This window comes from Pseudomonas sp. LBUM1678 (genome assembly GCF_059695575.1).
On record NZ_CP166775.1, the window covers coordinates 1,153,999 to 1,170,678 of the forward strand.

The 16,680-nt window shown below is 60.0% G+C and carries 19 protein-coding genes; 11 read left to right on the forward strand and 8 right to left on the reverse strand.

The window, feature by feature from the left end; all coding sequences use genetic code 11:
• Positions 1–29 precede the first annotated feature (29 nt).
• The 5 genes from ACA070_RS05040 to ACA070_RS05060 form a co-directional block, all read right to left on the reverse strand.
• Positions 30–1,052 carry an SIS domain-containing protein gene (locus ACA070_RS05040; protein WP_497450283.1) on the reverse strand — a complete coding sequence of 341 codons (1,023 nt, stop codon included), beginning with the start codon at positions 1,050–1,052 and terminating at the stop codon, positions 30–32.
• Positions 1,033–2,139, reverse strand: a complete 1,107-nt coding sequence (gene nagA, locus ACA070_RS05045; protein WP_497450284.1) for an N-acetylglucosamine-6-phosphate deacetylase — start codon at positions 2,137–2,139, stop codon at positions 1,033–1,035. Before nagA ends, ACA070_RS05040 begins: the two co-directional genes overlap by 20 nt.
• A 31-nt stretch (positions 2,140–2,170) precedes the next feature.
• On the reverse strand, positions 2,171–2,902 hold the full coding sequence (locus ACA070_RS05050; protein WP_497450285.1) for a GntR family transcriptional regulator: 732 nt from the start codon (positions 2,900–2,902) through the stop codon (positions 2,171–2,173).
• A 445-nt stretch (positions 2,903–3,347) separates the two neighbouring features.
• Entirely contained in the window at positions 3,348–3,851 is a 504-nt protein-coding gene (locus ACA070_RS05055; RefSeq protein ID WP_497450286.1) for a L,D-transpeptidase family protein, read from the reverse strand.
• A gap of 68 nt (positions 3,852–3,919) precedes the next feature.
• On the reverse strand, positions 3,920–4,471 hold the full coding sequence (locus tag ACA070_RS05060; protein ID WP_497450287.1) for an NUDIX hydrolase: 552 nt from the start codon (positions 4,469–4,471) through the stop codon (positions 3,920–3,922).
• 146 nt (positions 4,472–4,617) lie between these two features.
• On the opposite strand from ACA070_RS05060, the gene ACA070_RS05065 reads away from it, so the two are divergent.
• From ACA070_RS05065 to purT, 5 genes are all read left to right on the forward strand, one after another.
• Entirely contained in the window at positions 4,618–5,217 is a 600-nt protein-coding gene (locus ACA070_RS05065; protein WP_461979771.1) for a CoA pyrophosphatase, read from the forward strand.
• Between the two features lie 57 nt (positions 5,218–5,274).
• Positions 5,275–5,799 (forward strand): gamma carbonic anhydrase family protein, encoded by a 525-nt coding sequence (locus ACA070_RS05070; RefSeq protein WP_150701971.1) that lies wholly within the window; start codon positions 5,275–5,277, stop codon positions 5,797–5,799.
• Positions 5,796–6,011 carry a DUF1289 domain-containing protein gene (locus ACA070_RS05075; protein ID WP_497450288.1) on the forward strand — a complete coding sequence of 72 codons (216 nt, stop codon included), beginning with the start codon at positions 5,796–5,798 and terminating at the stop codon, positions 6,009–6,011. Before ACA070_RS05070 ends, ACA070_RS05075 begins: the two co-directional genes overlap by 4 nt.
• A 205-nt stretch (positions 6,012–6,216) precedes the next feature.
• Positions 6,217–6,684, forward strand: a complete 468-nt coding sequence (locus ACA070_RS05080) for a preQ0 transporter (protein ID WP_497450289.1) — start codon at positions 6,217–6,219, stop codon at positions 6,682–6,684.
• A gap of 99 nt (positions 6,685–6,783) precedes the next feature.
• Complete coding sequence (purT, locus tag ACA070_RS05085) at positions 6,784–7,965, forward strand: formate-dependent phosphoribosylglycinamide formyltransferase (protein ID WP_461957368.1); 1,182 nt, start codon at positions 6,784–6,786, stop codon at positions 7,963–7,965.
• A gap of 114 nt (positions 7,966–8,079) precedes the next feature.
• Here the strand turns inward: purT and ACA070_RS05090 are convergent, their stop codons facing one another.
• From ACA070_RS05090 to ACA070_RS05100, 3 genes are all read right to left on the reverse strand, one after another.
• Positions 8,080–9,396, reverse strand: coding sequence for an MFS transporter (locus ACA070_RS05090; protein ID WP_497450290.1), 1,317 nt, complete (start codon positions 9,394–9,396; stop codon positions 8,080–8,082).
• A gap of 402 nt (positions 9,397–9,798) precedes the next feature.
• Positions 9,799–11,034, reverse strand: coding sequence for a transporter associated domain-containing protein (locus ACA070_RS05095; protein ID WP_497450291.1), 1,236 nt, complete (start codon positions 11,032–11,034; stop codon positions 9,799–9,801).
• 12 nt (positions 11,035–11,046) lie between these two features.
• The gene (locus ACA070_RS05100) at positions 11,047–11,859 is read right to left on the reverse strand and encodes a cytochrome C assembly family protein (RefSeq protein WP_497450292.1); all 813 of its coding nucleotides are present in this window, start codon (positions 11,857–11,859) and stop codon (positions 11,047–11,049) included.
• A gap of 210 nt (positions 11,860–12,069) precedes the next feature.
• Here ACA070_RS05100 and ffh point away from each other — a divergent pair, with 210 nt between their 5' ends.
• From ffh to xerD, 6 genes are all read left to right on the forward strand, one after another.
• The gene (gene ffh / locus ACA070_RS05105) at positions 12,070–13,446 is read left to right on the forward strand and encodes a signal recognition particle protein (protein ID WP_003209589.1); all 1,377 of its coding nucleotides are present in this window, start codon (positions 12,070–12,072) and stop codon (positions 13,444–13,446) included.
• A 250-nt stretch (positions 13,447–13,696) separates the two neighbouring features.
• A complete protein-coding gene (rpsP, locus tag ACA070_RS05110; RefSeq protein ID WP_010463010.1) occupies positions 13,697–13,948 on the forward strand; it encodes a 30S ribosomal protein S16 in 252 nt (83 codons plus the stop codon).
• 5 nt (positions 13,949–13,953) lie between these two features.
• Entirely contained in the window at positions 13,954–14,490 is a 537-nt protein-coding gene (gene rimM, locus ACA070_RS05115) for a ribosome maturation factor RimM (RefSeq protein ID WP_010463008.1), read from the forward strand.
• Entirely contained in the window at positions 14,472–15,245 is a 774-nt protein-coding gene (trmD, locus tag ACA070_RS05120) for a tRNA (guanosine(37)-N1)-methyltransferase TrmD (RefSeq protein ID WP_497450293.1), read from the forward strand. The genes rimM and trmD overlap by 19 nt, the downstream gene beginning before the upstream one ends.
• A 45-nt stretch (positions 15,246–15,290) precedes the next feature.
• Entirely contained in the window at positions 15,291–15,641 is a 351-nt protein-coding gene (rplS, locus tag ACA070_RS05125; protein WP_003175895.1) for a 50S ribosomal protein L19, read from the forward strand.
• A 99-nt stretch (positions 15,642–15,740) separates the two neighbouring features.
• Positions 15,741–16,637 (forward strand): site-specific tyrosine recombinase XerD, encoded by an 897-nt coding sequence (gene xerD / locus ACA070_RS05130; RefSeq protein ID WP_010462986.1) that lies wholly within the window; start codon positions 15,741–15,743, stop codon positions 16,635–16,637.
• Positions 16,638–16,680: the final 43 nt, after the last annotated feature.

Sequence of the window (16,680 nt, forward strand, 5' to 3'; positions counted from 1 at the left end):
GTCTCATCAGAAAATCGTTCGGGGCAGACTTAGTGCGTACGCGTCACTTTGCTCAAATGGCGCGGCTGGTCCGGGTCCATGCCACGGGCCACGGCTAAACCGGCGGCCATGACGTAGAAACTCTGGATCGCCAGAATCGGATCAAGGGCCGGGTGCTCGGCGCGGGTCAGGGTGAGATCGCGTTCGGCGATGTCATCCGGAGCCGCCAGCAGAACGCGAGCGCCACGCTGGCGCATGTCCGCGGCAAGGCTCAGCAATCCGGCCTGCTCGGCACCGCGTGGGGCGAAGATCAGCAGAGGATAATTTTCATCGATCAACGCCATCGGGCCGTGACGGACTTCGGCGCTGCTGAAGGCTTCGGCCTGAATCGCCGAGGTTTCCTTGAACTTGAGGGCCGCTTCCTGAGCGATGGCAAAACCGGCGCCACGACCGATCACCATCAAGCGCTGACAATCGCGCAGGGCGTCGATGGCCAGGCTCCAATCCTGCTGCGCCGCTTCGCGCAGACCTTCCGGGAGGGCGCTGCCGGCTTCCAGCAATTCCACGTCTTCTTTCCAGTGGGCGATCAGACGGGCGCTGGCGCTGAGGGTGGCGATAAAACTCTTGGTCGCCGCCACGCTGCTTTCAGTGCCGGCGCACAGCGGCAGGCTGAATTCGCACGCCGCTTCCAGTGGCGAACTTTCGGCGTTGACCATGGAAATGCTCAGGGCGCCGCGTTTACGCAACAGACGCAGGCTGTTCACCAGGTCCGGACTTTGCCCCGACTGCGAGAACGCAAACGCCACTTGGCCGCTGACCTTCAACGGCGCTTGCTGCATGGTCACCACCGACATTGGCAACGACGCCACCGGGATGCCCAGTTGCTGCATGGTGAGGTAGGCAAAATAACTGGCGGCATGGTCGGAACTGCCGCGAGCGACGGTCATTGCCACTTGCGGCGGCTGACGGCGCAGGCGCCCGGCGATCTCGATCATCTGCGGGTCGAGTTGCTGCAGTTGAGCTTGCACGGCTTCGAACGAGGACAGCGCCTCTTCAAGCATTTTTGAAGTCAATGTCTTCTCCTTCGACCATGACGGCGGTGAGTGTGAGTGAGCGATCCAGCCGCACGCAGTCGGCCCAGCTGCCGGGTTGCAGGCGGCCGCGTTCGGTGATGCCGAGGTAATCGGCGGGGAATTGCGAAAGACGTTGCGAAGCCTCGGCGATCGGCAAACCGATTTTCACCAGATTGCGCAGCGCCTGATCCATGGTCAGCGTGCTGCCGGCCAGAGTGCCGTCGGGCAAGCGCACGCCGCCCAGGCATTTGGTCACGGTGTGGCTGCCGAGCTTGTATTCGCCGTCGGGCATGCCGGCAGCAGCAGTGGAATCGGTGACGCAATACAGGCACGGGATCGCACGCAGGGCCACCCGCATGGCGCCGGGATGCACGTGCAGCAAGTCCGGAATCAGTTCAGCGTATTTGGCGTGGGCCAGCGCCGCGCCGACGATGCCCGGCTCGCGGTGATGCAGCGGGCTCATGGCGTTGTAGAGGTGAGTGAAACTGCTGGCGCCGGCCGCCAGCGCCGCGACGCCTTCCTCGTAACTGCCGAGGGTGTGGCCGATCTGCATGCGGATGCCGCGCGCACTGAGGGTGCGGATCAAGGCATCGTGGCCGGCGATTTCCGGGGCGATAGTGATCACGCGGATCGGGGCCAGCGCCAGGTATTCCTCGACTTCGGCCATCAACGCCGTGTGGGCAAAATTCGGCTGGGCGCCGAGTTTGCCGGGGTTGATGTACGGGCCTTCGAGGTGCACGCCGAGCACTCGGGCGCAGCCTTTTGGCCGCTGCTCGCAGAACTCGCCGACGGCCTTGAGCACGCTGGAAATCTCTGCCGGCGGCGCGGTCATGGTGGTCGCCAACAGCGACGTTGTGCCAAAACGCACATGGGTTTTGCTGATAGTTTCGAAGGCCGGTGCACCTTCCATGATGTCTTTGCCGCCGCCGCCGTGAACGTGCAGGTCGATAAAACCGGGCAGCAGGTAAGGCAAGTCGTTGTCGGCCGGATCGCAGGGCACGCCTTCGATGGACACGACCTTGCCGTGTTCGTGAATCAGCCGGCCGCGAACCCAGCCGTGGGCGGTGAGGATGTTGTCTTCGGACATGATCGGTTCTCGGTTTTAGCAGCGAAGCGCTTTATCTACGCAGCTCTGCGACAAAATCGTAATAGTCGTTGCGGCAGTAGGTGTCGGTGACTTCGATCGGTGTGTTGTCTTCCAGATAGCCGACACGGGTCATCAGCAGCATGGCGGTGCCGGGGGCGATGCCGACGAGGGCGGCGAATTCGTCCGAGGCGTTGATCGCCTGGATGTGCTGCAGCGCGCGGACGATCGGCTTGCCGAGGCCGTCGAGGTATTCGTAGAGGGAATCGCCCACCGCTTGCGGTTTGGGAATGATCGAGGCGGGCAGGGTACTCATCTCGATCGCCATCACCGTGTCGTCGGCTTTGCGCAGGCGCTTGAGTCGCGCGACCTTGTCGTTAGGCGAGAGGCCGAGGCGGATCAGTTCTTCGTGGGTCGGCGGGGTGATTTCACGTTCGAGCCATTGCGAGCCGGGGACGAAGCCCTTGAGGCGCAGCATTTCGCTGAAACCCGAGAGGCGCGACAGCGGTTGTTCCAGGCGCGGTGTGATGAACGTGCCCGAACCCTGGTTGCGGCGGATCAGGCCTTGCTCGAACAAGACTTCCAGCGCCTTGCGTGCCGTGACACGGGAGATGCCCAGCAGCTCGCTGAGGTTGCGCTCCGAGGGCATCGCCTGCTCGGCTTTCCACTGGCCGGCATGAATCGCCGTTTCCAGATTGCGCGCCAGTTGCAGGTACAACGGCGTGGGCTGGGTATCGTCAGGGCGTAGGGCCTGGAGGTCGTTCATGTAGGTTTGGTCCGATGCGGATGTAAGATTGTTGTCGCTCGGTGGTGGGCAAAAATTAATACCACTTGAATACCATGTCAATGCCAGTACTTTGCGCTTGGCGCGAGAAAGCCTGCTCTCGTGGGCGCAGTCAATAGGGTTTGGTTTCAAGTGGTATTAGAGGTGGGGATTTTGAGCGCATAGATCGCAGCCTGCGGCAACGCCTGTCGGGGGGATTGGTATCTTCCCGGTGGGCGGTGTCGCTCGCTGCGATCATCTGAATTTATTTTTCGAGGCGCGACCGAAGGTAGCGCTCGGAAGACGAAATCGGTGCTTTTGTGGCGAGGGAGCTTGCTCCCGTTGGGCTGCGAAGCAGGCCTGAAATCAGCGAATGTGGTGTGAGATCATTTTTTGGCGCCGCTTCGCGCCCCAGCGGGAGCAAGCTCCCTCGCCACAGATAACGGGGTTACGGGCGGATTTCGATCATCGTGCCATCCGGCACCAGGCCCCAAACCTCACGCATGTCCATGTTGCGCATGGCAATGCAGCCGTCGGTCCAGTCCAGGGTGTGGAACAGGTCTTCCGGGTTTTCTTCGGTGTCCGGTGTGCCGTGGATCATGATCATGCTGCCCGGCTCGACGCCTTCGCGCCGCGCGCGGGCAGAGTCGCTGATGTTCGGGTAGGAGATGTGCATCGACAGATTGAATTTATCGCTGACCTTGCGCCAGTCCAGCCAATAGAAACCTTCAGGCGTGCGCTTGTCGCCTTCCATCAGCTTCGGCCCCTTCGGCCGTTTGCCCAGGGAGATGCGATAGGTTTTGAGCGGCTTGCCGTCATTGATCAATTGCAATTGGTGGGCGGATTTGAGCACCAGAACTTTTTCGATGACTTTGCCGTCCAGGGTTTCCGCAACGGAAGCCTGTGACATAGCGACGAACGACAAGCAAAACACGGCAAGCAACCAGCGCATTGAAACGATATCCCTGAAAGGTGTCGCGACTATTTAGTTAGTTATAGGTGATTTTGGAGCCAGGAGCTTTATATGATGGCAGGCTGAGCAAGCGCCGGGATCGACTCGGACCGCACGGGGTAGACCTCGGTCCGCCGGTCAGCGAAGAAGCATTCTAAGGTACGGCCCACCGTGCGGAAAGCCAACTCGGACCACGGGATGTCGGCTTCGTCGAAAAGCTGCACTTCCAGGCTCTCCGGGCCGGCGGAAAAGTCCAGGTCCACCAGCTCTGCGCGAAAGAACACGTGCACCTGACTGATGTGTGGCACGTCGATCAACGTATAGATGCTCAGGTTGCGCACCCGCGCGCAGGCTTCTTCGGCGGTCTCGCGAATGGCCGCCTGCTCGATGGTTTCACCGTTTTCCATGAAACCGGCGGGCAAGGTCCAGTAACCGAGCCGAGGCTCGATGGCGCGTCGGCACAGCAACACTTTAGAGCCCCAGGTCGCCACGCAACCGGCGACGATATTGGGGTTCTGGTAGTGAATCGCCTGACAGCTGTCACAGACAAAACGCAGGCGCGAATCGCCTTCGGGAATGCGCTGGGTGACCGGGTTGCCGCACTGACTGCAAAATTTCATGCTGGGGTTCCTGAATGCTGCGCCTATCTTGGCGTGCGACGGTGTCAGTCGGCAAGTTGTCGTTTAGCGACATGCAGTGGTTATGGGGTTGGGCGGCCGGTGTGATTGGTGCATGATGCGAGGTAGCGAATAAATCGAGAAGACTCATGCTGGACGAGCTACTTCACCGGGTAAGCAACCACACGCCGCGTACCCTGGAAACCGATCGACGTTTCCCCGAGGCCGCGGTACTGGTGCCCATCACCCGCAGTGACGAACCGGAACTGGTTCTGACCCTGCGCGCCAGTGGGCTCTCGACCCATGGAGGTGAAGTCGCCTTCCCCGGCGGACGGCGCGACCCCGAAGACCCTGACCTGATTTTCACCGCGCTGCGTGAGGCCGAAGAAGAAATCGGCTTGCCGCCTGGGCTGGTCGAAGTGATCGGCCCTCTGAGCCCGCTGATCTCCCTGCACGGCATCAAGGTCACGCCTTATGTCGGGGTGATTCCTGATTTCGTCGAGTACCTGGCCAACGATGCCGAGATCGCCGCGGTGTTCAGTGTGCCTCTGGAGTTTTTCCGCGAGGATCCTCGGGAACACACCCATCGCATCGATTACCAGGGGCGCAGTTGGTACGTGCCAAGTTATCGTTACGGCGAATACAAAATCTGGGGCCTGACAGCGATCATGATCGTCGAGTTGATCAACCTGCTCTATGACGCCGACATCAGCCTGCACCACCCACCCAAAAGCTTTATCAATATTTGAAGCCATCGTTCGTATGGCGTGAAACGCGGCTGCCTGAGCCTTGAGGACAATAAGAAGATGAAATATCGCCTGGGCGACGCCCGCGTCGAAACCCATCCGCAAAGCTGGGTCGCACCCAATGCCGTGCTGGTGGGCAAGGTCAAGCTGGAAGAGGGCGCCAACGTCTGGTTCAACGCCGTGTTGCGTGGCGACAACGAACTGATCCTGATCGGCAAGAACAGCAACGTCCAGGACGGCACGGTGATGCACACCGACATGGGCTACCCGCTGACCATCGGCACCGGCGTGACCATCGGCCACAACGCCATGCTTCATGGCTGCACCGTGGGCGATTACAGCCTGATCGGCATTAATGCCGTGATTCTCAACGGCGCGAAAATCGGCAAGAACTGCATCATCGGCGCCAATTCGCTGATCGGTGAGGGCAAGGAAATTCCCGACGGTTCGCTGGTCATGGGCTCGCCCGGTAAAGTGGTGCGCGAGCTGACTGAACAGCAAAAGAAAATGCTCGAAGCCAGCGCCGCCCACTATGTGCATAACTCCCAGCGTTACGCTCGCGATCTGGCCGAGCAGGAAGAATGAACGCTACCGAACGACCGGTTCTTTCGCCGTGCGTGAACATTTGTGCGCTGGACGAGGATGACGTTTGCACCGGGTGTCAGCGTACGGTGGAGGAGATTACTCGTTGGAGCCGGATGGACAACGAAGAGCGCCGCAAGGTGTTGGGGTTGTGTCATGAGCGGGCGAAGTCGAGTGGGTTGATCTGGATGCTGGGAAAAACCCCGGACCTGTAGCAGCTGGCGCAGCCTGCGTTCGGCTGCGCAGCAGTCGTAAAATCAGGCACCGCGGTTTTTCAGGTAAACCGTGAACTCAGGATTTACGACTGCTGCGCAGCCGAACGCAGCCTTCGGCAGCTGCTACAGGAATCGTGTTTCGATTTGGTGCTTGTGTATGGCTGAAGTAATCTACGCGCCAAATTGACAGGTATCCCGCCACCCCATGCTCTTCCTGATCGCCTACATCAGCAGCGTCGTACTGATCAACTACGCCTTTTCCACAGCCCCGCACCTGGACATCATCTGGTCTGCCTGGGGCGGGTTGGTTTTTGTCTTGCGCGACATGGTACAAACCCGCTTCGGCCACGGCGCCATCGCGGCGATGCTCGCAGCACTGGTCCTGTCGTATGTCACTTCCGATCCGTCCATCGCTTTGGCCAGCGCCACGGCCTTCGCCGTGTCGGAATGCATCGACTGGCTGGTGTTCAGCATCACCAAGCGCCCGTTGCACGATCGCCTGTGGATAAGTTCGGCCCTGAGTATTCCCCTCGATACCTTCATCTTCTTCGGCATGATCGACGCGTTCACCCCGGGCGTGATTCTCACTGCCATGGGCTCGAAGTTCGCCGGCGTGACGGTCGTGTGGCTGATCATGGCCTGGCGCTTGCGTAAACAGGCCGTCGCCAGCTGAAGCCAAACCCTTCGGTTCATGTAAAATGCCGCGCTTTCTCCCCATGGGAAGCGTGCCAGGCACCGCGACCCTCGATGATCCGCTTCTTGAGGACCTGAGATGACCCGTATCGGAACTCCATTGTCGCCAACCGCGACCCGCGTATTGCTGTGTGGCTGTGGCGAGTTGGGCAAGGAAGTGGTGATCGAGCTGCAACGCCTGGGCGTTGAAGTAATCGCCGTCGACCGTTACGCCAACGCGCCGGCCATGCAAGTCGCCCATCGCAGCCACGTGATCAACATGCTCGACGGCGCCGCCCTGCGTGCCGTGATCGAAGCCGAGAAGCCGCACTTCATCGTGCCGGAAATCGAAGCCATCGCCACCGCGACCCTGGTTGAACTGGAAGCCGAAGGCTTCACCGTGATCCCGACCGCGCGCGCCGCGCAGCTGACCATGAACCGCGAAGGCATTCGTCGCCTGGCCGCGGAAGAACTGGACCTGCCGACCTCGCCGTACCACTTCGCCGACACCTTCGAGGACTACAGCAAGGCCGTCCAGGACCTGGGTTTCCCGTGCGTGGTCAAGCCAGTGATGAGTTCGTCGGGCAAAGGCCAGAGCCTGCTGCGCAGCGCCGATGATGTGAAAACCGCGTGGGATTACGCGCAAGAAGGCGGCCGTGCCGGTAAGGGTCGCGTGATCGTCGAAGGTTTCATCGACTTCGACTACGAAATCACCCTGCTGACCGTGCGTCACGTGGGCGGCACGACCTTCTGCGCGCCAGTCGGTCACCGTCAGGAGAAGGGCGACTATCAGGAATCCTGGCAGCCACAAGCCATGAGCCCGATTGCCTTGGCTGAATCCGAGCGCGTTGCCAAAGCCGTCACCGAAGCCTTGGGCGGCCGTGGTCTGTTTGGTGTCGAGCTGTTCATCAAAGGTGATCAGGTGTGGTTCAGCGAAGTCTCGCCGCGCCCGCATGACACCGGCCTGGTGACCTTGATTTCCCAGGACCTGTCGCAGTTCGCGCTGCACGCACGGGCGATTCTGGGTCTGCCGATTCCGTTGATCCGTCAGTTCGGCCCATCGGCTTCGGCGGTGATTCTGGTGGAAGGGCAGTCGACCCAGACCGCTTTCGCCAATTTGGGTGCTGCGTTGAGCGAGCCGGATACGGCGTTGCGTCTGTTTGGCAAGCCTGAGGTCAATGGCCAGCGCCGGATGGGCGTGGCGTTGGCGCGGGATGAGTCGATTGAGGCGGCACGTGCCAAAGCGACTCGCGCTTCTCAGGCGGTCGTAGTCGAGCTGTAAACCGAGGCGCGGCAATCGCTAGCAGGCTAGCTCCCACAGGATTATGGGTTGGTCACAGATTTTGTGTACACCCAGTTTCCATGTGGGAGCCATCCTGCTGGCGATGCTTCTGATTCAGGCAACCCGATTCAGATCGTTATGCCGCGTCTCTTTCAGACACAGCACAGCAATCAAACTCAGCACCGCCGCCCCCGACACATACCCGCCGACATAACTCAAACCCCCCATCGCCACCAGTTTCTGCGCGAAGAACGGCGCCGCCGAGGCCCCGACGATTCCGCCCAGGTTGTAGGCTGCCGACGCGCCGGTATACCGCACATGCGTTGGAAACAGCTCTGGCAGCAGCGCGCCCATCGGCGCAAACGTCACGCCCATCAGAAACAGCTCGATACACAGGAACAGCGCCACGCCCCAGGTCGAGCCTTGGGTCAGCAGTGGTTCCATCAAGAATCCGGACAGAATCGCCAGCACGCCGCCGATGATCAGCACCGGTTTGCGCCCGTAACGGTCGCTGGCCCAGGCCGACAATGGTGTCGCCGCCGCCATGAACAGTACGGCGAAGCACAGCAGCCCGAGAAAGGTTTCGCGGCTGTAGCCGAGTGTCGACACGCCATAACTCAACGAAAATACAGTCGAGATGTAGAACAGTGCGTAGCACACCACCATCGACCCGGCCCCCAGCAGCATCGGCACCCAGTACTGACTGAACAGCTCGACCAGCGGGATTTTCACCCGTTCCTGACGGGCCATGGCGTTGGCAAATACCGGGGTTTCGTGGAGTTTGAGCCGCACATAGAGGCCTACCATCACCAGCGCGGCGCTGAGCAGGAACGGAATCCGCCAGCCCCACGAGCGGAATTGCTCGTCATTCAGGGTCATGGCCAGTGTCAGGAACAGGCCGTTGGCCGCCAGAAAGCCAATCGAAGGACCGAGCTGCGGGAACATGCCGAACCAGGCACGCTTGCCCTTGGGCGCATTTTCCGTCGCCAGCAGCGCCGCGCCACCCCATTCGCCGCCCAGGCCAAGGCCTTGGCCGAAACGCAGCACGCAAAGCAGGATTGGCGCCCAGGCCCCGATGCTGTCGTAACCCGGCAATACGCCGATCAGCGTGGTGCACACGCCCATCAATAGCAGCGAAGCGACCAGGGTCGATTTGCGCCCGATGCGGTCACCGAAGTGGCCAAACAGCGCCGATCCCAATGGTCTTGCGAGGAAGGCGATGCCGAAGGTGAGGAACGCCGACAGCATCTGGGCGGTGCCGGAGGTCTGCGGAAAGAACACCGGACCGATCACCAGCGCAGCGGCGGTGGCGTAGACGTAGAAGTCGTAAAACTCGATGGCCGTGCCGATAAAGCTTGCCGTGGCGACGCGGGTGGCGGAGTTCGTCGGTTGCGCAGGCGTGGTTTCGGTATAAGTCGTGCTGGTCGTCATGCGGTTATCCCTGACAGTCATGTGCCCCAGTGGAGCGAATTATTATGGTCGAACACCCAGGGATGTGGGAGTGAGGCGCGGCCGCTGTTCCAGGTAGGAACAGTCGTCGGTGTGGTGCGGATATTGCCGATGGTCTGGCCGGAACCTGCTGCGTGCGGGGTAAGCACGTGGTCTGGCGGGGCTTGGGTAAGCGAATTTGATTATAGGAAGGTGGCTAACGATCAAACAAGTGGCTTGGGTTGAGTGATGGCTTTTGTGGCGAGGGAGCTTGCTCCCGCTCGGTCGCGCAGCGGCCGCAAATGGCTGGAAGGGTACTGTCAGGATAATTGCAGCGTCTTTGGTTGGGTCTGCTTCGCAGTCCAGCGGGAGCAAGCTCCCTCGCCACAGGTTGGGTACCAGGGTTTAGATAGCGACTGGCGCCGAGCTGGTATGCCAGATCAGCACACGCGTGACGCGATTGTCTTCCGTCTCCAGAATCTCCAGCCGATAACGCCCGATCTTCAGGCACACCGCACTGTCCGGAATCGTCTCCAGCGCCTCGGTCACCAAGCCGTTAAGGGTTTTCGGGCCATCGCTGGGCAGGTGCCAGCCCAGGCTCTTGTTCAATTCGCGAATCGACGCCGCACCTTCGATCATCAGGCGCCCATCGGCCTGCGGATGGATGTGCGGATTGTCCAGGCTGTGCTGGCTTTCGAATTCGCCGACGATTTCTTCGAGAATGTCTTCCAGGGTCACGATGCCGAGTACTTCACCGTACTCATCGACCACCATGCCCAGGCGCCGCTGCTGTTTGTGGAAATTCAAGAGTTGCAGTTGCAGCGGGGTGCTTTCCGGCACGAAGTACGGTTCGTGACTGGCGGCCAGCAGTGCTTCCAGGGTCAGGCTCGCATCGGCCAGCAAGTGGCGGATCTGCCGGGTATTGAGCACCGCTTCGACCTGGTTGATGTCGCTGTGGAACACCGGCAGGCGCGTGCGCTTGTTGTTGCGCAGTTGCTCGATGATTTCTGCGAGGGAGTCGTCGAGGTTGATCCCGTCGACGTCACTGCGGGTCACCAGGATGTCGTTGACCGTGATGTTGTCCAGCGCGTGGATGCCCGACAGCGGGTGCGGGCGGCAGACGGCTTGATCGTAATCGTCCATCCGCTCGTTCAGGCTCTCGTCTTCGCTCTGTTGCACCACTTTGACTTTGCGGGCAAACGGTCGCATCAGCAGCTGAGTGAAGCCATTGAGCAGCCAGGCGGCCGGGTAAATGATCTTCAGGGGTGCGCCGAGCAATGTGTTGCCCAGGGCCAGGACGGCGTCGGGATAGCGCACGGCGAGGGTGCGCGGCAGGTAGTCGGCAAACACCAGAAGCGCGGTACCGGCGCCTGCACAGGCAATCCATGGACCGTTTTCTGCCCAGATGAAGATCGCCAGCAAGGTGCTGATGACCACGGCCAGTGCGCGGCACAAGGTATTGCAGAAGATCAGGCTGTTGAGCGGGAAGCTCAGCTTCGCGACCGGTTTATCGCTGGAGCGCGAGGCGGTTCGCTGGGCCAACAAGTACTGTTGCGCGGTTTCGATGGCGGTAAACAGCCCCGACCATAAAATCAGCAAGGCCAATACCGCGAGCATCGGCCCTATGGGCAAGTCGTCCATTAATGCCGCCCGTCAGATGTGCAGGATGTATTCACGGACCAGCTTACTGCCGAAGTACGCCAGCATCAGCAGGCAGAAACCGGCGAGGGTCCAGCGAATGGCCTTGTGTCCGCGCCAGCCGAGGCGGTTACGGCCCCAAAGCAGCACGCTGAAGACGATCCAGGCCAGGCAAGCCAGCAAGGTTTTGTGCACCAGGTGCTGGGCGAACAGGTTGTCGACGAACAGCCAGCCGGAAATCAGCGACAGCGACAACAGGCTCCAGCCGGCCCAGAGGAAGCCGAACAGCAGGCTTTCCATGGTTTGCAGCGGCGGGAAGTTCTTGATCAGCCCCGACGGGTGCTTGTGCTTGAGCTGATGATCCTGGACCAGCAGCAACAAGGCCTGAAACATTGCGATGGTGAACATGCCGTAAGCGAGGATCGACAGCAGGATGTGGGCGAGAATGCCCGGCTCTTCGTCGATGATCTGCACCGTGCCGGCGGGGGCAAACTGCGCAAGCAGCACCGTGGCGGCACCCAGCGGGAACAGCAATATAAGCAGGTTTTCCACCGGGATCCGCGAACAGGCCAGCAGGGTCAAGGCGATGACCGCCGCGGCAATCAGGCTGGCGGCACTGAAAAAGTCCAGGCCCAGGCCGATCGGTGTCAGCAGGTGGGTGAACAGGCTGGCGCTGTGAGCCAGCACGGCAAGCACGCCGAGCGTGACCAGCAGGCGTTTGTTCGCCTTGGCGCCGGTGGCCAGACGAGTGCCTTGATAGATTGTCGCAGCGGCATATAAGCAGGCGGCGGCGAGAGTAGTCAGCAAACTGGGTGACAAGGGGAGCATAAATCCTGTTAGGCAAGCCCGAAAGGCGCTGAGTTTGGCATAGAACCCCCGCAGCACGAAAGACCATGCAACCTGACGATGAGGTGTCCGCCAGACGCAGTCTTCGCTATAATCCGCGACCTGCCCACGCCGCAGGCTCGCCGAGCACATGTTTATTCCGGTCTGGGCCGCCATTATCCCGGTCTACACAGGGCCTGAAAGGATCGCGCAATGTTTGAAAACTTAACCGACCGTCTCTCGCAGACGCTGCGCCATGTCACCGGCAAGGCCAAGCTGACCGAGGACAACATCAAAGACACCCTGCGCGAAGTGCGCATGGCGTTGCTCGAAGCCGACGTCGCCTTGCCGGTGGTGAAGGACTTCGTCAATTCGGTCAAGGAACGCGCCGTTGGCACCGAGGTGTCGCGCAGCCTGACGCCGGGCCAGGCCTTCGTGAAGATCGTCCAGGCCGAGCTCGAAAGCCTGATGGGCGCCGCCAACGAAGACTTGAACCTGAGCGCCGTTCCACCGGCCGTGGTGTTGATGGCTGGTTTGCAGGGTGCGGGTAAAACCACCACCGCCGGCAAACTTGCGCGCTTCCTTAAAGAGCGCAAGAAGAAGTCGGTCATGGTCGTGTCAGCGGACGTTTACCGTCCAGCGGCGATCAAGCAGCTGGAAATGCTCGCCGGTGAAGTCGGCGTTACCTTCTTCCCGTCCGACCTGAGCCAGAAGCCGGTCGACATCGCGCAAGCGGCTATTAAAGAAGCCAAACTGAAATTCATCGACGTGGTCATCGTCGATACCGCCGGTCGTCTGCACATCGACGAAGAGATGATGGGCGAGATCAAGGCATTGCACGCCGCGATCAACCCGGTCGAAACCCTGTTCGTGGTCGACGCCATGACCGGCCAGGATGCCGCCAACACGGCCAAGGCCTTCGGCGACGCACTGCCGCTGACCGGCGTGATCCTGACCAAGGTCGACGGTGACGCCCGCGGCGGCGCCGCCCTGTCGGTGCGTGCCATCACCGGCAAGCCGATCAAGTTCATCGGTATGGGCGAGAAGAGTGAAGCGCTCGAGCCGTTCCACCCCGAGCGTATTGCTTCGCGCATCCTCGGCATGGGCGACGTGCTCAGCCTGATCGAACAGGCCGAAGCGACCCTCGACAAGGACAAAGCCGACAAGCTTGCTAAAAAGTTGAAGAAGGGCAAGGGCTTCGACCTCGAAGACTTCCGCGATCAGCTGCAACAGATGAAGAACATGGGCGGCCTCGGTGGCCTCATGGACAAACTGCCGAACATCGGCGGCGTGAACCTGGCGCAGATGGGCAATGCCCAGGGCGCGGCAGAGAAGCAATTCAAGCAGATGGAAGCCATCATCAATTCCATGACCCCGGCCGAGCGCCGCGACCCTGAGCTGATCAGCGGTTCGCGCAAACGCCGGATCGCCATGGGTTCCGGCACCCAGGTGCAGGACATCGGTCGCTTGATCAAGCAGCACAAGCAGATGCAGAAGATGATGAAGAAATTCTCCGCGAAAGGCGGAATGGCCAAAATGATGCGCGGCATGGGCGGTATGTTGCCCGGCGGCGGCATGCCCAAGATGTAAAGAATCCGCGCCGTCAGTCATGTCGGCGCAGACCCACAGCGATGTGGGATCAACAGCAAACCCGCACTTGGCGGGAGCTGACTGGCCGTTTTCAACGACGGCTCTATAGCAAATCTGGATGGCGTCCGATAGGCCGCCGGAAAAAGACATTTGCAAAAGTCCGGATATTCCTTAGAATATGCGGCCTTTCGGGCACCTATGCCCGCTGTGCCTTTAGATTTGCAGCACCGACTACAGGAACGATGTTCACATGCTAACAATCCGTCTTGCCCTTGGCGGCTCCAAAAAGCGCCCGTTTTACCACTTGACCGTAACCGACAGCCGCAACCCGCGCGACGGTTCGCACAAGGAACAGGTTGGTTTCTTCAACCCTGTTGCTCGTGGTCAAGAAGTCCGTCTGTCCGTGAACCAAGAGCGCGTAGCCTACTGGCTGAGCGTTGGTGCACAACCTTCTGAGCGTGTTGCTCAGTTGTTGAAGGATGCATCTAAGGCTGCGGCCTGAGCAATATGAACGCGACGCCAGCCATTGCTGATGATTTGATCGTTATCGGCAAGATTTATTCTGTTCATGGCGTTCGCGGCGAAGTGAAGGTTTATTCCTTTACTGATCCGACTGAAAACCTGTTGCAGTACAAAACCTGGACGCTCAAGCGCGAAGGTAATGTGAAACAGGTCGAGCTGGTCAGTGGACGCGGGAACGACAAGTTCCTGGTCGCAAAGCTCAAGGGTCTCGATGATCGCGAAGAAGCTCGTCTTCTTGCGGGTTATGAGATCTGCGTGCCGCGCAACCTGTTCCCTGAATTGACCGACGGCGAGTACTACTGGTACCAGCTGGAAGGTCTGAAGGTTATTGATCAACTCGGGCAATTGCTCGGGAAAATCGATCATCTTCTGGAAACCGGCGCCAATGATGTAATGGTGGTCAAGCCTTGCGCTGGCAGCCTGGATGATCGCGAACGCCTGTTGCCCTATACGGAGCAATGCGTGTTGGCCGTCGACCTTGCCGCAGGCGAGATGAAGGTGGAATGGGATGCGGACTTCTAAGCGTGGCTAGCTTGCGCGTAGAAGTGATCAGTTTGTTTCCCGAGATGTTCTCCGCCATCAGCGAGTACGGCATCACCAGTCGTGCGGTGAAACAGGGGCTGTTGCAGCTCACCTGTTGGAATCCGCGAGACTACACGACGGATCGACATCACACTGTGGATGATCGCCCATTTGGCGGTGGTCCGGGCATGGTGATGAAGATCAAGCCCCTGGAAGATGCGTTGGTTCAGGCCAAGGCAGCAGCCGGGGAGGCGGCGAAGGTGATTTACCTGTCCCCCCAAGGCCGTCAACTGACTCAGTCGGCGGTACGCGAGTTGGCGAATCTGGATGCATTGATCCTGATTGCCGGCCGCTATGAAGGCATTGACGAGCGTTTTATTGATGCTCATGTCGATGAAGAGTGGTCGATTGGCGACTATGTACTGTCTGGCGGCGAGCTGCCGGCGATGGTCCTGATCGATGCGGTTACACGACTGCTGCCTGGAGCTTTAGGGCATGCGGACTCCGCCGAGGAAGATTCCTTTACGGATGGTTTGCTGGATTGCCCGCACTACACCCGACCTGAGGTGTATGCGGATCAGCGTGTTCCCGACGTGTTGCTAAGTGGCAATCACGCGCATATCCGGCGTTGGCGTTTACAGCAGTCCCTTGGTAGGACCTTTGAACGACGCGCCGATCTTCTGGAAAGCCGCTCGCTTTCTGGAGAAGAGAAGAAGCTGCTCGAGGAATACATCCGCGAGCGGGACGATAGTTAACAACGTATCGATGGTAGATCCGACGATCTACCTTAGGAGCACAGCATGACTAACAAAATCATCCTTGCACTCGAAGCAGAGCAGATGACCAAAGAGATCCCTACCTTTGCCCCGGGCGACACCATTGTCGTTCAGGTGAAAGTGAAGGAAGGCGACCGTTCGCGTCTGCAAGCGTTCGAAGGTGTTGTTATCGCCAAGCGTAACCGCGGCGTAAACAGTGCTTTCACCGTTCGTAAAATCTCCAACGGTGTTGGCGTAGAGCGTACTTTCCAGACCTACAGCCCGCAAATCGACAGCATGGCCGTTAAACGTCGCGGTGACGTACGTAAAGCCAAGCTGTACTACCTGCGTGACCTGTCCGGTAAAGCAGCTCGCATCAAGGAAAAACTGGCTTAAGTCCAGCTTCCGATGCAGAAAAAAGCAGCCTACGGGCTGCTTTTTTGTTGCCTGCGATTTATCTTCCCTGACCGTACTGTCGGTCTTGCCTGAGTCTTTATGCCCGCCATCGATCATCCTTTGATAGACCAGTTTCTCGACGCGCTGTGGCTGGAGAAAGGTCTTTCCGATAACACCCGCGATGCCTATCGCAGTGACTTGGCCCTGTTCAACGGCTGGCTGCAGGAGAAGGGGCTCGAGTTGATCAACGCCGGCCGTGAATTGATCCTCGATCACCTGGCCTGGCGTCTGGAGCAAAACTACAAACCCCGCTCCACGGCTCGATTTCTCTCCGGTGTGCGTGGGTTTTATCGCTATCTGCTGCGGGAAAAGCTGATCGCCGTCGATCCGACGTTGCGTGTCGATATGCCCCAGCTGGGTAGGCCGTTGCCTAAATCTCTGTCGGAAGCAGACGTAGAAGCGCTGCTGAAGGCCCCGGACTTGAGCGAGGCTATCGGTCAGCGTGACCGCGCCATGCTCGAAGTGCTTTACGCGTGCGGCCTGCGGGTGACGGAGCTGATCAGCCTGACGCTGGAGCAGGTCAATCTGCGCCAGGGTGTGCTGCGGGTGATGGGCAAGGGCAGCAAGGAACGGCTGGTGCCGATGGGCGAGGAGGCGATTGTCTGGGTGGAGCGTTATATGCGTGATGGCCGCCAAGAGCTGCTCGGCGGGCGTCCCAGCGATGTCATGTTCCCCAGCCAGCGCGGCGAGCAGATGACCCGTCAGACCTTCTGGCACCGCATCAAGCACCAGGCCAAGGTTGCCGGGATCGGCAAGTCGCTGTCGCCGCACACCTTGCGCCATGCCTTCGCCACGCACTTGCTCAACCACGGCGCCGACTTGCGGGTGGTGCAAATGCTGCTCGGCCACAGCGACCTGTCGACCACCCAGATCTATACCCACGTCGCCCGCGCACGCTTGCAAGACCTGCACGCCAAACACCACCCGCGCGGATGAACACAGGATGTGTAGCAGCTGGCGAAGCCTGCGTTCGGCTGCG

Excerpts from the sequence above, each read along its gene's own strand:
- rplS (WP_003175895.1), top strand. The coding sequence starts at position 15,291 with ATGACTAACAAAATCATCCTTGCACTCGAAGCAGAGCAGATGACCAAA.
- ACA070_RS05095 (WP_497450291.1), bottom strand. The coding sequence starts at position 11,034 with ATGGACGACTTGCCCATAGGGCCGATGCTCGCGGTATTGGCCTTGCTG.
- ACA070_RS05075 (WP_497450288.1), top strand. The coding sequence starts at position 5,796 with ATGAACGCTACCGAACGACCGGTTCTTTCGCCGTGCGTGAACATTTGT.
- ACA070_RS05050 (WP_497450285.1), bottom strand. The coding sequence starts at position 2,902 with ATGAACGACCTCCAGGCCCTACGCCCTGACGATACCCAGCCCACGCCG.
- nagA (WP_497450284.1), bottom strand. The coding sequence starts at position 2,139 with ATGTCCGAAGACAACATCCTCACCGCCCACGGCTGGGTTCGCGGCCGG.
- purT (WP_461957368.1), top strand. The coding sequence starts at position 6,784 with ATGACCCGTATCGGAACTCCATTGTCGCCAACCGCGACCCGCGTATTG.
- ffh (WP_003209589.1), top strand. The coding sequence starts at position 12,070 with ATGTTTGAAAACTTAACCGACCGTCTCTCGCAGACGCTGCGCCATGTC.
- xerD (WP_010462986.1), top strand. The coding sequence starts at position 15,741 with ATGCCCGCCATCGATCATCCTTTGATAGACCAGTTTCTCGACGCGCTG.
- ACA070_RS05055 (WP_497450286.1), bottom strand. The coding sequence starts at position 3,851 with ATGCGCTGGTTGCTTGCCGTGTTTTGCTTGTCGTTCGTCGCTATGTCA.
- ACA070_RS05080 (WP_497450289.1), top strand. The coding sequence starts at position 6,217 with ATGCTCTTCCTGATCGCCTACATCAGCAGCGTCGTACTGATCAACTAC.
- rimM (WP_010463008.1), top strand. The coding sequence starts at position 13,954 with ATGAACGCGACGCCAGCCATTGCTGATGATTTGATCGTTATCGGCAAG.
- ACA070_RS05060 (WP_497450287.1), bottom strand. The coding sequence starts at position 4,471 with ATGAAATTTTGCAGTCAGTGCGGCAACCCGGTCACCCAGCGCATTCCC.
- rpsP (WP_010463010.1), top strand. The coding sequence starts at position 13,697 with ATGCTAACAATCCGTCTTGCCCTTGGCGGCTCCAAAAAGCGCCCGTTT.
- trmD (WP_497450293.1), top strand. The coding sequence starts at position 14,472 with ATGGGATGCGGACTTCTAAGCGTGGCTAGCTTGCGCGTAGAAGTGATC.
- ACA070_RS05065 (WP_461979771.1), top strand. The coding sequence starts at position 4,618 with ATGCTGGACGAGCTACTTCACCGGGTAAGCAACCACACGCCGCGTACC.
- ACA070_RS05100 (WP_497450292.1), bottom strand. The coding sequence starts at position 11,859 with ATGCTCCCCTTGTCACCCAGTTTGCTGACTACTCTCGCCGCCGCCTGC.
- ACA070_RS05090 (WP_497450290.1), bottom strand. The coding sequence starts at position 9,396 with ATGACGACCAGCACGACTTATACCGAAACCACGCCTGCGCAACCGACG.
- ACA070_RS05070 (WP_150701971.1), top strand. The coding sequence starts at position 5,275 with ATGAAATATCGCCTGGGCGACGCCCGCGTCGAAACCCATCCGCAAAGC.